The organism is Paralysiella testudinis (genome assembly GCF_016894345.1).
Taxonomy (GTDB): domain Bacteria; phylum Pseudomonadota; class Gammaproteobacteria; order Burkholderiales; family Neisseriaceae; genus Paralysiella; species Paralysiella testudinis.
In genome coordinates this window covers 1,762,539-1,785,427 of record NZ_CP069798.1, presented here as the reverse complement: position 1 = coordinate 1,785,427, position 22,889 = coordinate 1,762,539, and the positions used below count along the sequence as shown (strand labels likewise).

The window sequence follows — 22,889 nt, the reverse complement described above, 5'->3', positions numbered from 1 at the left end:
GTATTGTGTAAGTTCAACTTGCTTGTTTTGACTGATTTGATTACAGGCAGCAATACTTAATCTGCGGTAGTTAATCCGCAGATTTTGGTGTTGCTTGTTGCTGACAATACCAATAATCATAGGGGTTTTAGTTTCAACATTTATGGTTTTTTTAACAGGTTACAGCCAAATGTCGAATACAAGTATACGGCCTACGCTTGCTTTTAAGTACTGCCTCATCTTCTTTGGAATATTTCATGCCTATTTCCCAATTTTTATGAAGTTCTCAGATTTCATTATGCATATTTTTCCATCATCGCAATCACCGGTTTAAATACATCATCTTCCGAAAAATAAAGCTTCAATGTATCCAAAATATCGGTTTCATTTTGATCCGTGAAATGATGCACATTACCTCCCTTATCCAGCATCAGTTGCAAAATATCCAAACGCTCGGGCATACCGCCAATCATGCTCAAGGGAATTACACCATCTTGATTAGGTATATTGGGGTTAGCTCCTGCTTGCAACAAAACCAACGCAGCCTCGGCATTTTTGCTGCGCATCGCATAATGCAGCGGTGTCATGCCGTAGCAATCTTGGGCGTTAATATTTAAATTACCATGATTTACATAAAATTGAATTACAGTTTTTGGCGCAGGGGTTAATAAGTTTATTCTGTGTAGCCAACTCCATTGTTCAGATTCGGTTAAGGCAGATATCGAAAGAATTTTCTGTTTTAAGAAAATATTTTCTAAAAAATTTATATCTCCAGTTTTATTAGCATTGATAACCTGAAACTCTGGATCGTTGCCATATAATTCATCTATTCTTTTAAGTACTGCCTCATCTTCTTTAGAATATTTCATGCCTATTTCCCAGTTTGTATGAAAGATTTCATATCATCAGTAATATCTTTAATTCCATCCACTCCCGGCTTTTCAAATTTATGCCCTTGATTATCTTTTCTGTTTTGTAATTCAAACAGATTGGGTCTGGCATTAACATAGGCTTTGAATTGCTGCTGTGTCATGCCCAATTCATCGGCAGCTTTCAGTAAGCGGCGGTTTTCCCAGCCATAAATATGCCCGTAATCAATCGGTTGTTTGATCACCTTACCAGTTGCAGTTGCAATTTCAATACGATCACCATTTGATAGTTGCCGGTAACGTGAGTCAATTGCTTGTTTGGTGATGGCATTGAGTTTAGGTCGGGACAATACAGTATCCAAGGCATCCGGGCTATTCACATAGCGGCCGGTTTTGAGGTCATACCATTGGCCGGCGGTATTTTGTTTCCACTGCGCACCTAATTTGCTGGTGCTGCCAATCATGCCCGCCGAAGACATAACAAATGCCCTAGCCTGATTGATTACTTCTTGATCACTCATGCCTCGGAAATCAAGCATTGAGCCTAAAAAGCCATTTCGGTATTCATCTGCTTTGTTGCGAATAAATACAGGATCACGCTCTACCATCAATTGATCAAGGTTGTTTTTTAAGTCTTGGCGAGTAATCTCTTCCATGCAAACCCGATTATTGCCACACATGATGTGCAGTGCTTCTGCGCCGGGCTTGGAAGAATCAACACCAAGGTAGTTATCTGCATTGGTATTCACTGCCCAGTCACCTGATTGGGCTCCACCATTGTGATCGACACAGCTTTTGCTTTGCGGATTGGCTTTACAAGCTTCAACTTGGCTTGTGCGCTGTGCAGCATCTAAGGCTGAGAATGTATTTTTAACCGCAATACACGCAGATTCTTGACCGGTATGGCAATGCTCTTTCAATGCTTTGGCATATGCCCACATTTGTTTTTCGGTAAGGTAATTATTCTCCACCGCATTCTGCGCCACCTGGCTGCCTGAAACCACATCCGCAGTATTGCTTCCCCCAACCGCACCCACAGCCGCCCCGCCCAGCCCGGTAATGCTGCTGACGGTGGCTTTCTGCTCCGCACTTAGTTTGTTCGAATCGTCCGTACCATACAGCCACTTCGCCACTTTGGGCGCCGCCGCTTCCGCTGTGCCCGCCGCAATGCCGGCGCTTAGGGCATCATTGCCGCCCGCTGCGGCGGTGGCTGCCGCCAGTATGCCGTGTGCCAGTATATGGGCCGTTTGTTGCTCGCTGTTCAGTTTGCCGTTTGGGTTTTCTGCGGCCAGGTTTTTGAAGTAGTCGCCGATTTGCTGTGCTGCTGCCGGGCTCGCGGCTGCTGCGAGGGAGCCGCCCACGCTGTTGCTGGGGCTGTACAGGCCTGCGGCAACGGTATCCAGTGCCAAACCCAATCCGTGCAGGTTTTTCACTTGGCTGTCGTATTCGGCCTGCGATAATCGGCCCGCTTCGAGGTCGGCTTTGGCGGTGGTGATTTTGGTGTTGATCTCAGCTTTGGCGGCTTGACGGTTGGCATCAAACTGTTGGGTAACCTCGCGCTGCAGATCCAGCTCTTTCTGTACGCTGTCCTTATCAAAGTTATTCTTCAGGTAGCCTGCGTGTTGGGCATGCTTGTCGGTGGTGATGTCGGTTTTAACCGCGGCAATGGTTTCGGCTGCGGTTTTGCCGCTCAGTTCTTTTTGCCCGGCTTCATCGGTGATGATGATGTTTTGTGTGTTAACACCGCTCTTGGTGGTGCTGCTTTGGCTGCCGCTGTCCGAGCCGTAGCCGATGGTTTTACCGGCACTGTTGCTTTGGCCGGCAGTCATTAAACCGGGTGTGCTGTTACTGCTGCCTTGACCAAGGCTGCTGCCGCTGACGGTGGCGCTGCCGCCGATACCGAAGCTTTCCCCTTTGTATTCGGCATGGTTGGCAATGTCGCTGTGGCTCAGGGTGCCGGTGCTGAAGCGGTTTTTACCCTCGGCTTCGGCTTGGGCGGTGCTGGTAATCAGGCCGCCTTTGAGGTCGGTATGCCCTTTGATGTTGATTTGGTAGCCGTCGTCTCCGGCCAAGATGCCGGATTGCTGACTCACCGCGGCATAGTCGGCGTTCATTTTACTTTGGCTGTAGTTGGCGCTGCCTGAAGCGCCGTAGCCTACGGTTATCTGGCCGCTGATGTTTTGTTGTTTGCTGTTGTATTGGGCGGTGTTCTGTAGGCTTTCGATGTTGAGCTCGGCCGCATCAATGCCCACGCCTTTGCCGATCACTTGGGCGCCTTTGATGTTGGTGGCACCACCGCTGTGGATGGTGGTGCGGCTGCCGGCATCGCCCACTTGGCTGTGCCGCCAGGTGGTTTCGTCGCCGTTGCCATGGCCTTTGCCGTAGTTGCCGCCGGCGGTAAAGCCGAAGGCCATACCGCTCTGGCCGTAGCTGACAGCCACCCCGGCATTAAAGCCTGTGGATTTGTTTTGGCTGTGTTCGCTGTGTTCTTGCCCGGCAGCCAGTAGGTTGACTTGATTGTCGGCCTGCAGGTGGGTGCCTTGTTTGCCAGCAATGTCGGCACCGATGATGTTGATGTCGGAATCTTTACCGCCGCCGGTGGCGCTGATGTTGACGGTGCCGCCGCCAATCACTTGGCTGGCTTGGGCTTGGTGGCCTTGAACTTGGGTTTGTTGGGTGTTCTTTTGCTGGCCGTAGGTAATAGAGACGCTGACATCTTGGCTAAGGGCTGCTTTGGGGTCTTTGGCAATGTCTGACAATGCGCCGGCAGATCGATAGCCGTCCCAGGCGGCATTGGCCGCCGCCATGGCGTTGACGCGGTCGTTTTTGCTCTGACCGATTTTACCTGCGGCTTGGGCGGTGCCGATGGCACCTTGAACGGCATTAACCACGGGTACGTTAACGGCAACGGTGATGCCTTTTTGCTCGAAGGTGTGCTTGTGCTCGTTGGCGTAGTGGTTTTGGGCGGCGCTGATGTTGACGGCTTTGGCGTGGACGTCAACATTGCCTTGGTGGGCAGCAACGGTGGAGCCGGTTTGGGTGTAGGTGCCGCCGGCCACGATGGTGGTGTTGCCTTTGAGGCTACCTACGCTGCTGCCGCTATAGATGAGGGTGGTGTCGGCGGTGTCGGTGGTGTCTTTTTTGCTGCCGATAAATACGCCGATGCCGCCGGTGCCCATGATGCCGGATTTTTTAATCTGATGGTGCTCATCATCTTGATATTGGTTTTGTGCCGCTTCTATGGTGACGTTGTTTTTGGCTTTTAGCAGGGTTTGCTGATCGCTCGCTACTTGGCTGCCGCGAATTAGGATGTCTTGCTCGGAAATCAGGGTGACTTGTTTGCCGCTGATTTCGCTGCCCACGGCTTCATCGTGTGCCCGACGATAGGTACTGGTACGGGTGGTGCTGGAGAGTAATCCTTGGTCTTTGTTATAAACGGCTTCATCCAAATCCAAGGTTTTACGACCCTCGGTGATGTTGATGCCTTTTTTGCCAAACAGGGTAACATTGCCTTGGTCGCTCTCAATACCGCCTTGGCGGATATTGACTTGGCCGCCGGCGGCAACGGTGATATCCCCCTGCGCATTAATCGAGGTGCCCATCTCGGCACTTTGGTGAACATGGCGATGGCTTCTGTCGCTCAATTCCCCTTGGCTTTCATGACTGGCGGTTTGTACGGTGCCGAGGTCAATATTCCCTTCGCGGGATGCCAGCCGGGTTTGGCCGCTGGCGCTGCTGTTGCTCAGTTCGGCACCGCGGGCGGTCAGGTTTTGTTCGGCATCCACCGACAAGATGCCCTTGCTCTGACCGGTCACATACAGGCCGGCCACGCGATCCACCAAGGTGTGGCCGTTGCGCTGGTCGCCCGAGGTAACGGTGGTGCTTTCAATATTAACCTGTTTGCCTTTTAAGTTTAGCAAGTCATCGGCAACGGCACGGCCGCCTTGGAAATCAATTTTGTCTTGGGCGTTCAGTAGCACTTGCTGACCAGTCACCAATCCGCTGTTGCTGATGTTTTGTGCGCCCAGGTCTACCAACCGCCGTCCGGCAATGGTGCCTTGGTTATGAATATCACCGCCGGTTTGCAGGTCGATGGCGTCGGCGCTAATCAATGCACCGGCACTGTTCAAATCACCCGCGCGCGCCACCACATACACTTTTGGGGCGAGTACGGTTTGGCGGCTGCCGTCGGCCAAGGTTACGGTTTGGTTTTCCAGCCAAACGATGTCGCTGGTGAGCCGGGCTATCTGCTCCGGGCTTAAGGTGATGCCGGGCACCAATTGCTGTGATTGAGCAAAGGTGATGCCGGCATCCATCAAAGCTTTAAATTGCGCTTCATCATTTTGATAGCCGTCCAAACGGCGGTAGCCGGTAAGCTTGGCTATCTGTTCGTTAATCAGCCGCTGTTCATAATAGCCGTCGCCCAACCGTTTGTGCATATTGTTGGGGTTGGCACCTAGGCTCTTCAGCATATAGTCGCTGGAGAGCCATTGGCGGTAGCTGGCAAAGGCAGGATTGGTTTCGATCAGAGGGCCGCTATTGCCGGGATTGGTGGCAAACAGGCTGCTGTTAGGCAAATCAGTATTGTATTTGTCCAGTGTTTTAATCGGTACCGAGCCGGGTGTGGCGGTGTTAATGGTGACCGGTTTGAGCGCCGCACCAACGGCACCGGCCTGTATGGGGCCGACATTGCCGATTTTCTGTTCAAACAGGGTGACCGGTTGCTCGAAATCGTAGGTGGTGCGCCGGATGTCGTGATACGGGTTTTCATCACCTTCGTGTACTTTGCGGCTTTCCCATCTTTTGTTTCTGCCATACCAATAGGTTTGTGTCCAACCGTTGTCTTCTACGCGTTGGTTGGCGGCGGTTTGTTTGTTGTCAACCAAAAATACATTGTTGCCCAAGTCGTTGCCCGTAAGCAGGCCGCCTACCCGTATTTGGCTGTTGTTGTTTTCCCAATGGCTGCCGCTGATTTTTAAATTACCGCCGATAATGATTTCAGCTGGTTTGCTGTCGGTGATGCGTTCTTTGTACACCGAACGGGTAAAATGCCATTGCCGGGTGCCCGCCAAGCTGTCATGCCAAAATTCTTTATTGAAATCCTGAAAGCGGAACTCCAGTGATTTGCGGTTTTTGCGGAAGTAGCCGTTTTCACCTTGGGTCCATTTTCTGGGGTCACCCGGGGCGCTGTATTGATCCATGGATTTTTGTTCGGCCAGATACTCTTCCACAGCAAAATGGTTGTTCCGATTTTGCAGTTGTTTAACGCCAATAACACCATTGCCTTTGGCTTCAATCCGCGCACTGCTGTTCACCAGTGTTGCGGCCATGCCGGTGGCTTGGTTTTGGGCGTCTAAGGCGCCACCGATGGCCAATGAGCCTTCACTGGACAGCAAACCGCCTTCACGGTTGTAAATTTCCTTCGCCCCGATATCCAGCCGCTGCCGCGCCGCCACCACCGCAGCCTGAGTGGCGCCGTTAACGGTTTCTTCCCGGTTGTTCAATACGCTGCCGCCCAAAGCCACATGGTCGCCAAAGATTTTACCGCTGCCGAGGTTGTCAATCACTTCACCGGCGCGAACCACGGTGCTGCCGTTGCTGTTGATTAAGCCGCGGTTGCCGATGTTGTGAACCGCCGTCACTTCGGTACGCCCGCCGGACTGGATTTTACCGCTGGCATGGTTGTCGATTTGTGCTGCCTGAAGCGTGACCGCTTCACCACCTTGCAAGGTGTGCGGGTTGTTCAGGCTGCCTTGGGTGGACAACGACAAACGACGCCCGGCCACGATGTCTTGTTCCACTGTAAAGCTGTCTTGTAAGGCAATGGCCAGATCACGCCCGGCGGCCACGGTGCCGTTGTTACTCAGAGACCGGCTTTGAATCCGGGCATCACCGCCCGCCAAGATGCTGCCGCCGCTGTTGTCGACGGCCAGTGTGTTACCAGTGCCATCGTTAATATCCAACTGCCCGGCCGAGCTCAGTTGGCCGCTGCGGTTGTTCAGGCTGTCTGAAGCGTTAATCTGCAGGGTTTGATTGCTGCGGATAGCACCTTTGTTGCTGTTGTCGAGGTTCTCGGTACTGATGCTGGTGCCGGCGGCATCCATGCTGCCGCTGCGGTTGTCGATGCGGCGGCCGGTAACGCTGAGTGTCTGACCCGCTACTACGGTGCCGTTGCGGTTGTCCAATCCATCGGCCGTAATGGCCAGAGCTTTGCCGGCGGCGATGCCGCCTTGGTCTTGGTTGTCCAGAATGTTGCTGTAAAGGTCAGCTTGGTTGGCCGACAGAATCTGCCCGCCGCGGTTGTCTGTGCGTTGGTTGTTTACCGAAAGGGTATCGGTGCTGCTGATCTGCCCGCCGCGGTTATCTAGGGTGTGGCTGCGGATGTCGGCGCTCTTGGCGTGAATTACGCCGCTGCGGTTGTCCAGTAAATCACCACTGACATGGAGTTGGTTCAGGTTCAATTGCGCCTGATTGACCAGGCCGTTGCGGGCGCTTAAATTGGTTTCACCGTTGGCGGTGATTTGCCCCTTATCATTCAACAGGCTGCCTGAAACGGTAATCTGGCCGTCGGCTAAGGTGGTCGGCGTGGCCGGTGCCGGGGCGGTAGTAGTACTGCCGCCACCGGTGGCACTGCTGGGCGGGGTGGTGTTGCCGCTACTCGGATTGCTGCCGCTATTGCCGCTGCCATGACCACTGCCGCTACCGGTGTTGTTACTGCCGCCGGATTGCGCCGGGGTGTAACCCATCAAGCCCTGATTGCGGTTGTCCACTTGCCCGGCGTTGATCGCTAAGTTTTGCAGGCCGGTTTGGCTGATGCGGCCAGTATTGCTGAGGCTGCCTGAAACCACATCCAATCGAGCGGCATTGATATCGCCGCTGTTGTTGAGGCTGTTTTGATTGCGGATATTCAGCTCGTTTGCCGATGCAATCAAGCCGCTGTTGTTCAGGCTCTGGGTGCCTATACCGGCCTTACCTTGGGCGGAGATACTGCCGTTGTTGTCCAGGCTGTGGCTTTTAATCTGTATCGCGGCGCTGTCGGCAGTGCCTACGCTGGCTTTGTCCGCCGCCACGATGCTGCCGCTGTTGCCAATCTTACCGTCGGCACTCAGGCTGATGCCGCCGGCAGCGGCAAAGATTTGCCCGGCATTGTTGATACCCACGCCTTTGTCGGTGCTGATGAGGGTGATTTTACGGGCATACATGCCACCCAGGCTGCCGGTGTCGATGGCCAGGGCCGGGGTGGCGGAAGTGCCGGGGGCGGACGGATTGGGGGTGTTGTTGGCGGCGGAATCAGCCGCTACGGGGGTGCGCAGGCCTGCGGCATCGATGTCGTTGCTGCCGGTAACCACGTTCAGCTCTTTAGCCCAAATACCGGCGTTGATTTGTGCGGCTTGGGCGAGGATGCGGGTGTAGTCGGCACCGGACGTATCCAAACCCTTACCGTTCACGCCAATATTGCCGCTGCGTACGCGGAAGCCTTCCAGATGGCCGTTGCTGATGATGGGCCGGCCGGTGGTGAGGGTGACGCCGGCGGCATTGATAAAGCCGCCGCCGTTCACTTGGATGCCGGCGGGGTTGGCCATAATCACTTCGGCACGCCGCCCGGCCACTTCGATATAGCCGTTTAACAGGCTGGGGTTGCTGCTGTTGATTTGGTTGACGATGATTTTGGCTTCGCCACCAGCCAGCCACGGGTTGCCCTGTATCCAACCGCCGATTTGGGTTTGGGTGTTGTTGCGGCTGTTGTTGAGGATGGCACCTTGTTGATCCACATCGAATTGGCGGTATTGGTTTATGGAAACGCCGCCGGCACTGGGGGTTTGGATGTTGACTTGCGGGGTGCCGTTGGCGCTTTGCAGGATGGTGGGCTGTTGGTTGCCGGGAGCGGCTTTGTCGGCGGCAATGTCGGCCGCATGGGCAGCCGGGGCGATAATCAGGGCGGTGCCGGCGGCCAGCAATAAGCAGAAGCCGAGTACGCCCAAACGGGCGCCGGGGCTTGTTGGGTTCAGGCTGCCTGAAAGGGTATGGCTGGCATTAAAATGAACAGAACCTGCGGTGGTGTCGGCATTGCTTTTACCATCGCGCAAAGTGTTCTCGGCTACGGCCACCATGGCGCCGCGCTTTTTATTGAAGATCACTTTGTACAGGGTTTTATTCATGGTGGTTCCTTTAAACTGAAATAATCGGCACGGATACAGGATTTTGTTGCTGCCAATAAGCCAACTCCGCCGCGCTCACTGCGGCACCTTTAAACGTATTAATGCGCAGCCCGGTTGTATCGCCGTGATGATGCAGGGCGCGGGCAATGGTGGTGGGAAACAAACGTCTGGCCATGATTCGGCTGATTACCATGCTGTGGCCGAATGGTGCGAACCAGTCAATAAACCACATGCGCCCGCCGCATTGCCAGTGCTCGGGTTGGTTTAATAGTGATACATTGCTTTTGATATAATTTTGTTCAGCGGTTTGATTAAACAAGGCCCAAGTAATATAGCCAATCGGCTGTTGCCCTTGGCTAAAAAGAGCAAACTGGCGTCGGCGGATAGCCGGCAGTAAATGCTGTCCGAATATGGCTAAGGTATGTTGCTGATGTCTCGGTGATTGCAGCCAAAGCCAAGCAACCGCGCCCAGCACTTCGGTTTCAGACCAGGGTTGCACCCATATCCCGGGGGCGACAATTTGAATCGGTTCCATAAGGTTTTGTGGTCAAAACGAATAATTCAAATTAAACCCCACCGTGGTGTTGGCGGTTTGGAAGTATTGCGGTTTTTTCAGCGGCTTGCCCACAAACACGTCGTAATACAGATTGCCGCCGGCTTTAACTTGGCCTTTAAAGCCCAACACGCTGCCAATCAGGGTCTGACCGAGCAAGTATTGTGCCGAAGGGCCGGATACATGGCCGGCATCCACGCCGAGATAAGCTTGATGGCCGGGGCGGTATTGCCAGGCCAAGTCATTGCGCCAATACCAGCCGCGTTCGGCCGACAGGGTGAGTTCGCCGTCAAAACCGCGCACGCTGTAGCGTCCGCCAATGGCGATTTTGTCTTGCGGAGTAAGCGGGGTTTTATTCCACTGGGCATGCAGATTGCCGTCGTAGCTAAACGCCTGCTTGCCCAGCTGGAACGGCAGGTTCAAACCGGCATCGGCACTGATAATCTGCATGCGGCTGCTGCCTTCGTTGAACAGCTCCTCCGGCGCGGCCAAGCTTTGATTGCGCCCGGTACCGCGTTTGTAGCTTGCCCCCAGATTGAGGGTCGCGTTGCCCAGGTATTCTTTGTGATCCACATTCACCGACCAGCCGCCGGTGCGGCGGCGCTGGCCGGGTACTTCGATGTCGTTGATGTAGTTCTTCGATTCGCGCTGCCACAGTTTGACACCAACTTGGATTTTACGGCGGGCATCGCGGTAAAGCAAGCGGCTGACGCCGAAATCGCTGTTCCAGCTCTCGCCGTTGTAGTCGTAGTTTTCACTTAAACCGGCCACCGCTTGATGATAGCGGTAGTAATTGTGGTTGAACCCCAACAGCCAGTTGCCAAAGGGCGCGGAATAATGCACCGCATAACCGCGGGTGCCGCTGCCGGTGGTCACCCCGTCTTTATCGGTGTAGCGGTCTTTGTGGCCCAAATCATGGTTGTACGACACATAAAACAAGTCGCTCAAACCCAAGGGGTTGTCGGCCGATAGGGTGACGCTGCCCTGATATTTGCCGGTGGCTTTGCTGCCGGAGTCGTCCACCCCGAAAGACACGCGGATGGGCAAGGTGCGCTGGCGCCACAGCACCACCACATCGCTTTCGTCCGGGGTGTCGGCGGGAACGATTTGGATATCGGCTTCGGCGGTGGGAATGCGTTTGAGGTTTTCCAATCCCTGCTCCAGTGCGCGCAGATTCAGCACGTCACCGGAAGACAGCGGAAATTCGTTTTGAAAAGCAGCGATACGACCCGCGTGGGTCGTATCGGCATCATCCATATTGATGCGTATCTGCCGTATCCGTCCGGGAATCACCGTCAGCGCCAAGGTGCCGCTGTTGATGTCTTGCGGTGCGGCCAGAATGCGGGTGGTGGTGTAGCCGCGGGCAATCACGGCGTTTTGCGCCAAGGTCATGATGTGGTTGATGCCTTGTGCTCCCAAACACATACCGGGTTCAAACCCGGATTGGGCAATGGCTTGGTTTAAGGCAAATTGGAAACGGGCAGCTTGGCTGCCCGTTAAGGTAATCTGTTGGACGGCGAAACATGGGGATTCGGGCTGGGATAAGGAGAATGCGGTAGGTGGTGGCGTGGCGGTGTCATCCAAGCGCACATCAACGGCGGGCTGCATTTGCTGCTGCTGGAATTGTTGGCGTTGCTGTTCGCGGATGAGTTGTTCTTGTTGTAAGCGGTCGGCCTGTAAATAATCTGCTTGCTTTGGGGCGCCGGGTGGGAGCGGCGCAGCTTGACTGTAGAGCGGTAAAGACAAGAGTAAAGCTGCCAATACTGATACGCTCAGGTTGGATGCAGCAATGCCGTTTACAGGAGAGATGTGTCGGGTAAAGTATGATTTCATATCGGCTTTGTTGTAATAAAAAAGGTAACAACCCAACCAAGATTAAATCATGCCGGCAACCTTGACAAGTATTTACTTATATTTCGGATTTTATAAAATCAAAATCAAGGATATTGTGGTGATGACGACACATGCCGTCGGCTCCGTATTTTAAAAACTGCGTTCAAAAAATTTGATTAGTCATGCAAAAACTGCGTTTTAGGCAGCCTAGAAACAAAATAAAGCGTTTGAAAGTGAATATCCGCATACTTAAAATAACAACAAGGCGATGAATTCTTCATCGCCTTGTTGTTATTTCAAACCCAGTGCCAAGCTGTCAACCCTGCAAGCGCCTGCCCGCCTCCAAAGCATAATACGTCAAAATACCGTCGGCACCGGCGCGTTTAAATGCCAGCAGGCTTTCCATAATTACCAAGTCGGCATCAAGCCAGCCTTGTTGGATGGCGGCTTGCAGCATGGCATATTCGCCGGATACCTGATAGGCAAATGTGGGCACGCCGAATTCGGTTTTCACGCTGTGGATGATGTCCAGATAAGGCATACCCGGCTTCACCATCACCATATCCGCACCTTCCTGAATATCCAGCGCCACTTCCTGCAAGGCTTCGTTGCTGTTGGCCGGATCCATTTGGTAGGTGTATTTATTGCCCTTGCCGATATTGCCGGCACTGCCCACCGCATCGCGGAAGGGGCCGTAAAAGGCCGATGCGTATTTGGCCGAATAAGCCATGATGCGGGTGTGGATATGGCCAGCGTGTTCCAACGCTTCGCGGATGGCACCGATGCGCCCGTCCATCATATCCGAAGGTGCCACCACTTGCGCTCCCGCTTCGGCATGCACCAAAGCTTGGCGCACCAGCACTTCCACGGTTTCGTCATTCAGCACATAGCCTTCGGCATCACTGAGGCCATCTTGGCCGGATAAGGTATAAGGATCCAGCGCCACATCGGTCATAATGCCAAGCTCGGGAAAGCGGCTGCGCAGCGCGCGCACGGCGGTGGGCACCAGCCCTTCAGGATTACAGGCTTCTTCGGCATTGGCGGTTTTGTTTTGGGTAACCACCGGAAACAGCGCCAGCATGGGAATACCCAACTTCACCGCTTCTTCTGCGGTGTACAGCAGCTTGTCGACACTTTGGCGCACCACGCCGGGCATCGACGCCACGCTGTCTTCACGCTGGCTGCCTTCAAGCACAAAAACCGGGTAAATCAAATCGTTGGCACTTAAGCTGTACTCACGCATCAGGCGGCGGGAAAAATCATCGCGGCGCATACGGCGCATACGGGTGGCATCAACATAGCGGGGCGGAAAATTCATGGCAACCTTTCTTTAAACTGCGCCAGTGTGGTTTGGTGTGGGCGTGATTATAATATAAACTGGGTTTATCCCTGAGCAAAAGCCATAGACCTAGGTCAAAAGATAGCCGCGTACCACAAGGCTGCCTGAAAGGAATCGTGTACAACCAGCCGAATTACGCCCGGCCACGGCGGCCGATTATGCGGTACTGGCCGGATGGGTGGACAACCAAGCCGTAGCCGATCTATTTGCCGGCGCTGCGTATTTGCATTGGCCGTTGATGCCCGAGTCTTTACCGCAAGCACTGGCAATGCCGCAGCGGCAAGATTGGGTGTTGTGTGATGCCCGCGGGCAGATGGTGACTTTCGACCAGCATTGGCACCGCTGCGCGGGCAGCGTGCATATTGGCCGCCTGATTGTGGATCCGGCCAAACGCGGCCAAGGCTTTGGGCGCTGCTTATGCCAAGCTTTAATGACACAAGCGCGTGCCGATAGCGGCTGCCGTAGGGTAACGCTGCGAGTATTCCGCCACAACAGCGTGGCGGTGGCACTGTATCGCAGCTTGGGTTTTGTGGCCGATGAAACGGCATCGTCCGCCGACTTACTGCTGATGGCCGCCACATAAAAAAACAGCTGCCTGAAAGCAGCCGTTGATTTATGTTCAGGCAGCCGAAAGTTTATTTCGGGCGGCGGAAAGTATCGTGACAGGCTTTGCAGCTGGCACCCACATCGCCATAAGCCACTTTAATGTCCGCCAAGTTGCCCGCTTGGGCTTTTTCGTTCAACACCGCCACGGCAGCGTGGAATTTGTCTTCTTCGGCTTTGAATTTGGCCGCATCAGTCCAAATATTGGGCAGCGCATCACCATCTTTGCCTTCGCCATCGGACGTGAAATGTTCAAACGGCGCTTTGCTCAAGGTATCAAAAGAAGCGGCAGCAGTTTTGAATTTTTCCACGTCGTAGGGTTCTTCGTCTTTCACCATTTTGCCCATGCTGGTGAAGTCGGGCATCATTTTCTTAAACGCAGCCGTGCGTACTTCGGAATTGGGGCCTTTTTCAACCGGGGTGCCGCCGCAAGCAGCCAAGCCGATGGCGGCACACAACATCAATAATGCAGAAACTGGTTTCATGGTTTTTCCTTATGGTGGTGGTTAAATCGGTATTCAGGCAGCCTGAGTATTTAATCTTTAAATGTTTTGTGGCAGGCTTTGCAGCTTTCACCCAATTGGCCAAACGGGGCTTTCACTGCATCAAAGCGGCCGGTTTGGGCGGCGGTGTGCAAATTGTTCGCCGCTTGGGTAAAGCGCTGGATGGCGGCCTGAAACTGCTGCGGCTGCGCCCACACCGCGGCAGTGGCATCGGAGCCTCTGCCGTTGCTGCCCGCCGGATAATGTTGCCACGGCGCGTTGGCATTTTGCTGAATTTGCGCAGCCAGAGCGGCAAATTCGGCGGCCGGAAAAGATTGCGCATCGCTTTTCTTGATGATGGCGGCCATTTTTTTGGTGGCACCGCCCCACTCTTTCATATATTGCTGGCGTGCCTTAATATCATCGGCGTGGGCAAAGGCGGTGGCGGCAGACAAACAGGCAGCCAAAAGCAAGGTTTTGTTCATGGCGAATGGTTCCGGTAAATAAAGATGAGGTGGTTTTGAGTCTGGCAGCGGCAAATGGTTCGGCTATGGGGGATTTGTTGCTAATATAGCAACGGCTTGCAAACCACACACACACCAACACCCGCCTTGCCGTTTTATTTTAAAACATTTTTAACGATACTTAAATATGGCAACAGTGTCTAGGGCTTGCCTGCTTTTACGGCAAAGCGCCGGGTGCATGTTAAAATAACACCATTTAAGCTTTGTCCCTCAGGAACAAGCAAAACAAGAAAGGGCAAAACAATGGCGGTTTTGGTTACCGGCGCTTCAGCTGGTTTTGGCGCGGCCATGTGTCGCCGTTTTGTTACCGCAGGCTATCGGGTAATCGGTGCCGCACGCCGCGCCGGCAAGCTGGCGCAATTGCAGCAAGAATTGGGGGCGGCATTTTATCCCTTAAGCATGGATGTGACCGACAAAGCCAGTGTGGATGCCGCGCTGGCCTCTTTACCGCCGCAATGGGCGGATATTGATTTGCTGGTTAACAACGCCGGTTTGGCGCTGGGGCTGGAGGCGGCCGATAAGGCCGATTACGGCGACTGGGAAACCATGATTCACACCAATGTATTGGGGCTTACTTATTTAACCCGCCAGATATTGCCGCAAATGGTGGCCCGCGGCAGCGGCTACATCATCAATATGGGCTCGATTGCAGGCACCTATCCATACCCCGGCGGCAATGTTTACGGCGCCACCAAAGCGTTTGTGCGCCAATTCAGCCTCAATTTGCGCGCCGACTTGGCCGGCACCGGCATACGCGTGAGCAATATCGAGCCGGGCATGTGCGGCGGCACCGAATTTTCGCAAGTGCGTTTTAAAGGTGACGAAGCCAGAGTGGCGGCACTGTATGCCGATGTGGCTTTTTTAAGCGGCGAAGACATCGCCAACACCGCGCTATGGCTCTACCAAACCCCGCCACACATGAATGTAAACAGCATTGAAATCATGCCGGTGGCGCAAAGTTTCAGCGCTTTGCCGGTACGCCGCCAAACCAGCTAAGGCTGCCTGAAATACGGACAAATACCCATGAAGCCAAACCAAACACCCAGTGCCAAAAGCAAAATTATGGCGCAATGCCGACACCACGGCACCACCATCACTGCCTTGCGCGAGCAGGTGCTGGATATTGTGCTGCACATGAGCGGCGTTATCAAAGCCTATCACGTGCTGGCGCAAATGCAGCAGAATAGCCCAAGCTCGGTGGCACCGCCCACCGCCTACCGCGCCCTCGATTTTTGGGCCGAGCACGGCGTGTTGCACAAAATCCCCGCGGTGAACGGCTATATTTTGTGCAGCCATGTGCAGCACGACTGCACCGAACACTGCCATGAGGGCGAACACCACAGCGCGTTTGTGCTGGTGTGCACCGAATGCGGTGCGGTAGACGAGCAAGGCATGAGCGCCGAATGGGCGGCCTTGCGCCAACGCTTAGCCGGCAGCGGCTTTGCCTTAAATGAAGAACACATCGTATTAACAGGAGTGTGCCAGCAATGCCAGCAAACGCAGTAAGCAAAACCCGCGTACATTTGTTTTCCGGTTTTTTGGGCGTGGGCAAAACCACCGCGCTCAAAAGCCTGATGGCACAAAAAGACCCGGCGGAAAAATGGGTGATTATCGTCAACGAATTCGGTGAAATCGGCATCGACGGCGCTGTGCTCAGCGACAACGGCATTCCCGTGGCCGAAATCGCCGGCGGCTGCCTGTGCTGCGTGGCCGGACCGCAAATGGCAGGTACTGTAGCCAAAATGCTGCGCGACAACCAACCGCACCGGCTGATGATTGAAGCCAGCGGCCTCGCCCACGCCGCCAGCGTTATCGACGAACTCAAAGCCAAGCCCTTGGGTGACAGCTTGGAAGTGGGCGCCGTGTTCACCGTGGTCGACCCGCGCCAGTTTGTCAACGACGACTACGCCGCGCAGCTGCTCTACAAAGACCAAGTGGGCGTGGCCGATGTATTGGTGGCCAGCAAAACCGATTTGTGCGACGAAGCCACCTTGCACGCCTTTCGCCAACGCGCCGCCAAACTGTTTCCGCCCAAAGCACTGGTGGCCGAAGTGGCCAATGCCCAGCTCGACATCGCCTGGCTGGAAACCCCCGTGGTTAGCAAAAGCCGCTACCGCATCAAAGCCTTGCCGGATTTGGACATAGGCTTTCAGTCGCAAGGCTTCACCTTTGATGCCGGCTTGAACTTCGATGGCGAGCGCCTTACCCACTTTTTCAACGAACTGCCGCAAATGTGCCAAGGGCTGGTGCGCGCCAAAGGCGTGTTTCAAGTATTGGGTACCTGGGTATGGCTCAACTGGGTAGACGGCCAATGGGGCGCCAACCAAGTATCGTGGCGGCGCGACAGCCGTTTCGAGCTGATTGCCCAATCATTTGATGCCGACCAAATTGAAGCCCGCCTGCAAGCGGCATTGGAATAATTCAAAACCAAAAAACAAGGCTGCCTGAAACCCTTTCAGGCAGCCTCTTTATACTGCAACAGCTTAATGTAAACCACCACTCAACAAACGATACAACTGCCATAGCGCCCACAGCGCCACACTCAAACCCGCCACCAAGCGCACGCTACGCCGTTGCAGCCAGCCTTTCAAGCGGCTGGCAAACAAGCCCATGGCCAGCAAATTGGGCAGCGTGCCCAGCCCAAACGCCGCCATACTCAAACCGCCCTGCCACGCCGAGCCGCTGCTTAAAGCATACAAAGAAGCGCTGTACACCAGCCCACACGGCAACCAGCCCCAAAGCATTCCCACACCCACACAAGCCGGCACGCTTTGAATCGGCAGCAAACGGTTTAGCAAGGGCTGCAAGCGCCGCCATACCGGCTTGCCGATGCCTTCTATGCGCGTAATCCATGCCGACAAACCGGCCAAATACAAGCCCAACAACAACAACAGCACATTGGCCGCCACAAACAGCCCATATTGCAGCGAACGGGTTTGATCCAAGGAAACGCCCACCTGCCCCACCGCACCCAACAGCACCCCAATCAACACATAGCTGCTGATACGCCCCAAATTCAACAGCACAATCAACTTGATGCGGCCAATATGCGGCGGCAGCTGCAAGGCAAACGCACTGGCCAAACCACCGCACATGCCCACACAATGGCCGCCGCCCAAAAAGCCGATCAGCAGCAAAGACAACAAGGAAACAGAATCAAGCATAGCGGTAGCCGAACCCATAATGGCAATTCCTTATTGTAGCACCGGGCGCCACCGTTTCAGGCTGCCTGAAAACAAGAATATAGAAATACGCTCAAATGAAGAAAACACACGGAAAATAATTGCTTTGATACAGCATTGGCATAGGCTTTGGAAAGCCTCAGCTTTTTGACAGCCGCTCCACAATCGGCCAGAATAAAGCCACCCCTCACCCACAGCAAAGGAAATACCATGAGCACCGTTACATTGGCAGGCAATCCCATCAATATCGGCGGCCATTTTCCCGCCACAGGCAGCCAAGCCGCCGATTTCAGCCTGACCACCGGCGAGCTGGGCAGTGCCGGTAATGCCGACTATGCCGGCAAGCGCAAAATTCTGAATATTTTCCCCAGCGTGGACACCGGCGTTTGCGCCGCTTCCGTGCGCCGTTTTAATCAGGATGCCGGCACGCTGAGCAACACCGTGGTATTGTGTATCTCTGCCGATTTGCCGTTTGCCCAAGCCCGTTTTTGCGGTGCCGAAGGCTTGGATAATGTGGTGATGTTGTCTACCTTTCGCAATCCCGAATTCAAACAAGCCTACGGCGTGGACATCGAAACCGGCCCCTTAGCCGGCCTGTGCGCCCGTGCCGTGGTGGTGTTGGACGAAAACAACCGCGTGCTGCACAGCGAGCTGGTGTCGGAAATCAAAGAGGAGCCGGATTACGCCGCCGCATTAGCGGTGCTGTAAATTTAAGCTGTGTTGAACAAAACGGCATTCAGGCTAGCTGAATGCCGTTTTAGCTGCGCAAAAACGGCGTTTCCAATGTAAAGCTATTACAAAAACCACCGCCGGGCTTCTTGGTGGCAAGGCGGTTTGTTAAAATAGCGCCTTATCATCGGCACCAAAACACATACATCATGACCGACCATACCAAACCGGCGTTTGAACGCCCGATATTGCCCACGCCCGACGGCCAGAAAAAAGTGCTGCTGCATTCCTGCTGCGCGCCCTGTTCCGGCGAGGTGATGGAAGCCATGATGGCTTCGGGCATCGACTTCACTATTTATTTCTACAACCCCAATATCCACCCGCAAAAAGAATACGAAATCCGCAAAAACGAAAACATCGCCTTTGCGCAAAAACACAATATTCCGTTTGTAGACGCCGATTACGATATGGACAACTGGTTTGCCCGCGCCAAAGGCATGGAGATGGATCCGGAGCGCGGCCGCCGCTGTACCATGTGTTTCGATATGCGTTTTGAACGCACCGCCTTATATGCGTACGAGCACGGTTTTCCGGTGATTACCAGCTCGCTCGGCATTTCACGCTGGAAAAACATGCAGCAAATCAACGATTGCGGCGTGCGTGCGGCAGCCAAATACCCCGGCATCACCTATTGGGAATACAACTGGCGCAAAGGCGGCGGCAGCGCGCGCATGATTGAAATCAGCAAACGCGAGCAGTTTTACCAGCAAGAATACTGCGGCTGCGTGTATTCCCTGCGTGACACCAACGCCCACCGCCGCGCCACCGGCCGCCAATCGATCAAAATGGGGGTGAAGTTTTACGGCGTAGACGAAGAAGGCCGCCCCGACAACAGCAGCACCGAGCCGCAAACATAACAACGATAGCAACATTCCCCACACATACGGAGCCCCCATGAATTTCCAAGAAACCCTGGCCACTTTGCCCGAAATCGGCCATTTGAACGGCCTGAATATTTGCAGCGAAGACGGTGATATTGTCCACCATATTCCCGCCGCCCCCGGCAAACTCGGCTCTTTGCGCGTGTATTACACCTTGGCGCAGCGCTACCACGACAAACTGGACAGCATCGCCGCCTATTACGGCTTATCACTGTTTGCCGAACACACCGCTGATGCACGCCAGCATCCGGGCAAACACCCCAATATCGATTTGCTGATTGCGGTGATTGACGGCAATTTGCACTACCGCTTGCTACCGCTGGAAGACGATATTTAAATGACAATAAAGGCTGCCTGAAAAGCGCTGCAAAACACGGTTGCGATACACAAAAGCCCCGCCATTAGCGGGGCTTTTTGAGTGGCAATGCAAACTAAATCGTTTATTTCACCATTTCAATCACATCAAATTTGCCGCCTTTTTCTTCCAAAATGGCAATTTCAGCGTCTTTGCGCTCACCATCGGGATCAAAAGCCATGGTGCCGGTGAGGCCGCTGTGGGCCACTTTGGGAATGGCAGCAGCGATTTTGGCTTTATCGGTGGAACCGGCTTGTTTGATGGCGTCGGCCAATACATACACGGCATCGTAGGTGAGCGGTGAATAGGCTTGTACGGTTTGGCCGGCAAAGCGTTTTTCATAATTGGTTTTGAAATTGCCGCCGCCGTTCAGTTTGCCCAAAGGCACGCTGGTGGAGGAGCAAATGGCGCCTTCGGCAGCGGCACCAGCCAGTTTGATGTAGTTGTCGGTACAGGCAGTATCGGGCATCAGAATCAAGGCGGTCATGCCCAGCTCGCGGGCTTGTTTGGTAAGGATGGCACCGGTGTCGTCATAGCCGCCCCACATAATGCCGTCCACACCGGCGGCTTTCGCTTTGGTGAGCAGGGCTTTGAAGTCGGTGGTTTTATCGGAAGCGGCTTCGCGCAGGCTGGTATCGATGCCCAACTCTTGGGCTTTTTTAGCTACTTGGTCGGCCAAGCCTTTACCGTAGGCGGTGGCGTCGTCAAGCACGGCCAGCTTTTTCACCCCCTTGCTGTGGGCAAAAGTGGCCAGCGCCGGCCCTTGCTTGCCGTCGTGCGCATTGATGCGGAATACCGCGGTGCCGCCGTCGGGCAGTTTCGGTGCTTTCAAAATCACGTCGGGATTGGTGCTCACGGTGAGCGAGGGAATGCCGGCATTGGCGTAAATTGGGCTGGCCACTAAGGTAACGCCGGAGTTGTAATGGCCCACCACGGCCACAATTGCGGCATCGTCGGCGGTTTTTTGCGCCACGGTGGCGCCGGTTTTGGGATCACCCGCATCGTCTTCAGACACCAATTGCAAGGTGTATTTTTTGCCGCCCACATCTACACCCCCGGCGGCATTGATTTCCTCGACCGCCAGCAATGCGCCGTTGGCAAAGTCTTTACCGGCACTGGCTTGGCCGCCAGACAAGGGGCTGCCTGAAGCAATGCGGATGACATCGCCTTTGCCTTCGCCGCCCGCTGCGGTATCAGCACCTTTATTGCAAGCGGCCAAGCCACCCGCCACGGCAGTGGCCAATAAAATAGCCAAAACATGCTTTTTCATCACGAATTCCTCTAACTTATTGTTTGGTTTTTAGGTTGTTATGGCCTGCCCGTTAAGGCCGGCCCACCCAAATCCTTCAGTCAAGCTGTTTTGGTGTTGCCTATCGGGCAGGCACAAATATGGCCGCCTTAGGTCGAAACCGCCAGGCAGCATAAATTGTGGCTACGGAAATAAATCAACAGAGAAAAACAGTGGCAACGGTTTGCAGTGGGTTGGAATGCTGCACGATGCACAGCCATGTGCGCCAGTGTACGCACAAGCAAATAAAAAGAAAAGCGCTGTTTATGCTGCATTGCACCAAGATAGACGGTGTACAATAGCCGCCCCATCTTGATGTCCATGTAATATGACAATTGCCGCTCCCAACCCCAAACTGCCGAAGCGCCGTTTAAACGGCGTGCTACTGTTGGATAAGCCGCAAGGCCTGTCGAGCAACACCGCTTTGCAGCAAGCGCGGCGGCTGTTTGCCGCCGAAAAAGCCGGCCACACCGGCGTGCTCGACCCCTTGGCCACCGGGCTGTTGCCAGTGTGTTTTGGCGAAGCCACCAAATTTGCCCAATATTTGCTCGATGCCGACAAAGCCTACGCCGCCATGCTGAAGCTGGGCGAGGCCACCAGCACGGGCGATGCCGAAGGCGAAGTGGTGGCCACTGCGCGTGCCGATATGGATTTGGCCGAGTTTCAGGCAGCCTGTGCCGCGCTCACCGGCCCCATCCGCCAGGTGCCGCCAATGTTTTCCGCGCTCAAGCACGAAGGCAAGCCTTTATACGAATACGCGCGCAAAGGCATTGTGATTGAGCGCAAAGCGCGCGACATCACCATTTACCAAATTGACATCACTGCGTTTGCGCCGCCCGCCGCGCAAATCAACGTGCGTTGCAGCAAAGGCACGTATATCCGCACCCTTAGCGAAGACATCGCCAAACACATGGGCACGCTGGCACACTTAACCGGCTTGCGCCGCACTGCCACTGCCGGGTTTGACATCACCCAAAGCCATACGCTGGAAGACTTGGCGGCTTTGAGCGAAGCCGGGCGCGATGCCTTGTTGCTGCCGTGTGATGTGTTGGTGCAACACCTGCCGCGGCTGGTGTTAACGCCGGAGCAGGTTAAATTACTGAAATTCGGCCAAAAGCCGGCCAGCGCCGCCTTGGCTGCCGATACCCCTTGGCGCGCTTACGGCGAACAGGGCGAATTTGTGGGGCTGGTGGCGTATCTGCCGCAGGAAGGCTGCCTGAAAGCGGTGCGGCTGATGAATACGGCGGCGGATTTAAGTTAAAAAACGACACGCTGTGCTGGCGCTGCTGGCATAAACCATGGCATAATCCGCGTTCCGTTTTTAAACAAGAACGGATTTTGGAGTTTACACAGGGTCTTACCGGGCTCGGTAAACTTGTCGGCCGCAAGGCTTTATTTTGTATAAGAGATTGAAAAAATGGCATTAACCGTAGAACAAAAAGCGCAAATCGTTAAAGATTTCCAACGCAAAGAAGGCGATACCGGCTCTTCTGAAGTGCAAGTTGCTTTGTTGACCTTCCGCATCAACGACTTGACCGGCCACTTCAAAACCAACGCCAAAGACCACCACAGCCGTCGCGGCTTGTTGAAAATGGTGAGCCAACGCCGCCGTTTGCTCAGCTACCTGCGCCGCACCAGCCCGGATACTTACCGTGAGCTGATTGGTCGTTTGGGTCTGCGCAAATAAATAAGGTATTGATACCGATAAAACGCCGCTGGCATTATGCTGGCGGCGTTTTTTATGCTGGAATAATTGCAGCAGGTGCATGTTTGGCTGCCTGAAATTCTTGTACCACAGCAACTGTCGCACCTGCACAGGCAGGTGCCCAGTTCAAAGCAACGCTTTGATTCTGGAAAATTCAATTATCTGTTGAAATCAATTTATGCTTTATTAAAAATAGCCAATACGACATACCACAAAGCTGAAGCGGTGCTTCAGACTGGGCACCTGCCTGCGCAGGTGCGACAGACGTTGAAGGCTGCCTGAAAGACTGCCCCGCCATTACCGAACCGGATTCGACAAGCTATTGGCTCACTTCAGGCAGCCTCAACAAAATAGCAACGCCATGGCTGCTGAGCACAGCTCAGCGGTGTGGCCGATAATTTGCTATAA

18 protein-coding genes are annotated in these 22,889 nt (G+C 54.3%); 9 read left to right on the top strand and 9 right to left on the bottom strand.

Annotated features, from left to right (window positions below; translation table 11 throughout):
• Positions 1-275: 275 nt before the first annotated feature.
• The 5 genes from JQU52_RS09200 to hemB form a co-directional block, all read right to left on the bottom strand.
• Positions 276-848 (bottom strand): ankyrin repeat domain-containing protein, encoded by a 573-nt coding sequence (locus tag JQU52_RS09200; RefSeq protein ID WP_230338206.1) that lies wholly within the window; start codon positions 846-848, stop codon positions 276-278.
• Positions 849-850: 2 nt separating this feature from the next.
• Positions 851-9,007: a two-partner secretion domain-containing protein gene (locus tag JQU52_RS09195; RefSeq protein ID WP_230338205.1), complete on the bottom strand. Its 8,157-nt coding sequence runs from the start codon at positions 9,005-9,007 to the stop codon at positions 851-853.
• A gap of 10 nt (positions 9,008-9,017) precedes the next feature.
• Positions 9,018-9,542 carry a toxin-activating lysine-acyltransferase gene (locus JQU52_RS09190; RefSeq protein WP_230338204.1) on the bottom strand — a complete coding sequence of 175 codons (525 nt, stop codon included), beginning with the start codon at positions 9,540-9,542 and terminating at the stop codon, positions 9,018-9,020.
• A gap of 12 nt (positions 9,543-9,554) precedes the next feature.
• Complete coding sequence (locus JQU52_RS09185) at positions 9,555-11,393, bottom strand: ShlB/FhaC/HecB family hemolysin secretion/activation protein (RefSeq protein WP_230338203.1); 1,839 nt, start codon at positions 11,391-11,393, stop codon at positions 9,555-9,557.
• A 316-nt stretch (positions 11,394-11,709) separates the two neighbouring features.
• On the bottom strand, positions 11,710-12,711 hold the full coding sequence (gene hemB / locus JQU52_RS09180) for a porphobilinogen synthase (RefSeq protein ID WP_230338202.1): 1,002 nt from the start codon (positions 12,709-12,711) through the stop codon (positions 11,710-11,712).
• 121 nt (positions 12,712-12,832) lie between these two features.
• Here hemB and JQU52_RS09175 point away from each other — a divergent pair, with 121 nt between their 5' ends.
• Complete coding sequence (locus JQU52_RS09175) at positions 12,833-13,315, top strand: GNAT family N-acetyltransferase (protein ID WP_268866641.1); 483 nt, start codon at positions 12,833-12,835, stop codon at positions 13,313-13,315.
• 52 nt (positions 13,316-13,367) lie between these two features.
• On the opposite strand, the gene JQU52_RS09170 is transcribed toward JQU52_RS09175, so the two are convergent.
• Positions 13,368-13,820 (bottom strand): c-type cytochrome, encoded by a 453-nt coding sequence (locus tag JQU52_RS09170; RefSeq protein ID WP_230338200.1) that lies wholly within the window; start codon positions 13,818-13,820, stop codon positions 13,368-13,370.
• Between the two features lie 50 nt (positions 13,821-13,870).
• Positions 13,871-14,302 (bottom strand): c-type cytochrome, encoded by a 432-nt coding sequence (locus JQU52_RS09165; RefSeq protein ID WP_230338199.1) that lies wholly within the window; start codon positions 14,300-14,302, stop codon positions 13,871-13,873.
• Between the two features lie 282 nt (positions 14,303-14,584).
• On the opposite strand from JQU52_RS09165, the gene JQU52_RS09160 reads away from it, so the two are divergent.
• Genes JQU52_RS09160 through JQU52_RS09150 form a run of 3 tightly spaced genes read left to right on the top strand, consistent with a single transcriptional unit; the run spans position 14,585 to position 16,761 of the window.
• Positions 14,585-15,337: an SDR family oxidoreductase gene (locus JQU52_RS09160; RefSeq protein ID WP_230338198.1), complete on the top strand. Its 753-nt coding sequence runs from the start codon at positions 14,585-14,587 to the stop codon at positions 15,335-15,337.
• 27 nt (positions 15,338-15,364) lie between these two features.
• Positions 15,365-15,847: a Fur family transcriptional regulator gene (locus tag JQU52_RS09155; RefSeq protein ID WP_230338197.1), complete on the top strand. Its 483-nt coding sequence runs from the start codon at positions 15,365-15,367 to the stop codon at positions 15,845-15,847.
• Positions 15,829-16,761 (top strand): CobW family GTP-binding protein, encoded by a 933-nt coding sequence (locus JQU52_RS09150; protein ID WP_230338196.1) that lies wholly within the window; start codon positions 15,829-15,831, stop codon positions 16,759-16,761. The genes JQU52_RS09155 and JQU52_RS09150 overlap by 19 nt, the downstream gene beginning before the upstream one ends.
• 63 nt (positions 16,762-16,824) lie before the next feature.
• Here the strand turns inward: JQU52_RS09150 and JQU52_RS09145 are convergent, their stop codons facing one another.
• Complete coding sequence (locus JQU52_RS09145) at positions 16,825-17,505, bottom strand: sulfite exporter TauE/SafE family protein (protein ID WP_230340561.1); 681 nt, start codon at positions 17,503-17,505, stop codon at positions 16,825-16,827.
• Between the two features lie 228 nt (positions 17,506-17,733).
• Between JQU52_RS09145 and tpx the strand changes: the two genes are divergently transcribed.
• From tpx to JQU52_RS09130, 3 genes are all read left to right on the top strand, one after another.
• The gene (gene tpx / locus JQU52_RS09140; RefSeq protein WP_230338195.1) at positions 17,734-18,231 is read left to right on the top strand and encodes a thiol peroxidase; all 498 of its coding nucleotides are present in this window, start codon (positions 17,734-17,736) and stop codon (positions 18,229-18,231) included.
• Positions 18,232-18,401: 170 nt separating this feature from the next.
• Positions 18,402-19,109, top strand: a complete 708-nt coding sequence (locus tag JQU52_RS09135; RefSeq protein ID WP_230338194.1) for an epoxyqueuosine reductase QueH — start codon at positions 18,402-18,404, stop codon at positions 19,107-19,109.
• Positions 19,110-19,146: 37 nt separating this feature from the next.
• Positions 19,147-19,470, top strand: a complete 324-nt coding sequence (locus tag JQU52_RS09130) for a DUF2322 family protein (protein ID WP_230338193.1) — start codon at positions 19,147-19,149, stop codon at positions 19,468-19,470.
• Between the two features lie 103 nt (positions 19,471-19,573).
• Here the strand turns inward: JQU52_RS09130 and JQU52_RS09125 are convergent, their stop codons facing one another.
• A complete protein-coding gene (locus tag JQU52_RS09125; protein ID WP_230338192.1) occupies positions 19,574-20,758 on the bottom strand; it encodes a branched-chain amino acid ABC transporter substrate-binding protein in 1,185 nt (394 codons plus the stop codon).
• Positions 20,759-21,104: 346 nt separating this feature from the next.
• Here JQU52_RS09125 and truB point away from each other — a divergent pair, with 346 nt between their 5' ends.
• Both truB and rpsO read left to right on the top strand, forming a co-directional pair.
• A complete protein-coding gene (gene truB / locus JQU52_RS09120) occupies positions 21,105-22,037 on the top strand; it encodes a tRNA pseudouridine(55) synthase TruB (RefSeq protein ID WP_230338191.1) in 933 nt (310 codons plus the stop codon).
• 156 nt (positions 22,038-22,193) lie between these two features.
• Entirely contained in the window at positions 22,194-22,463 is a 270-nt protein-coding gene (gene rpsO, locus JQU52_RS09115; protein ID WP_230338190.1) for a 30S ribosomal protein S15, read from the top strand.
• Positions 22,464-22,889: the final 426 nt, after the last annotated feature.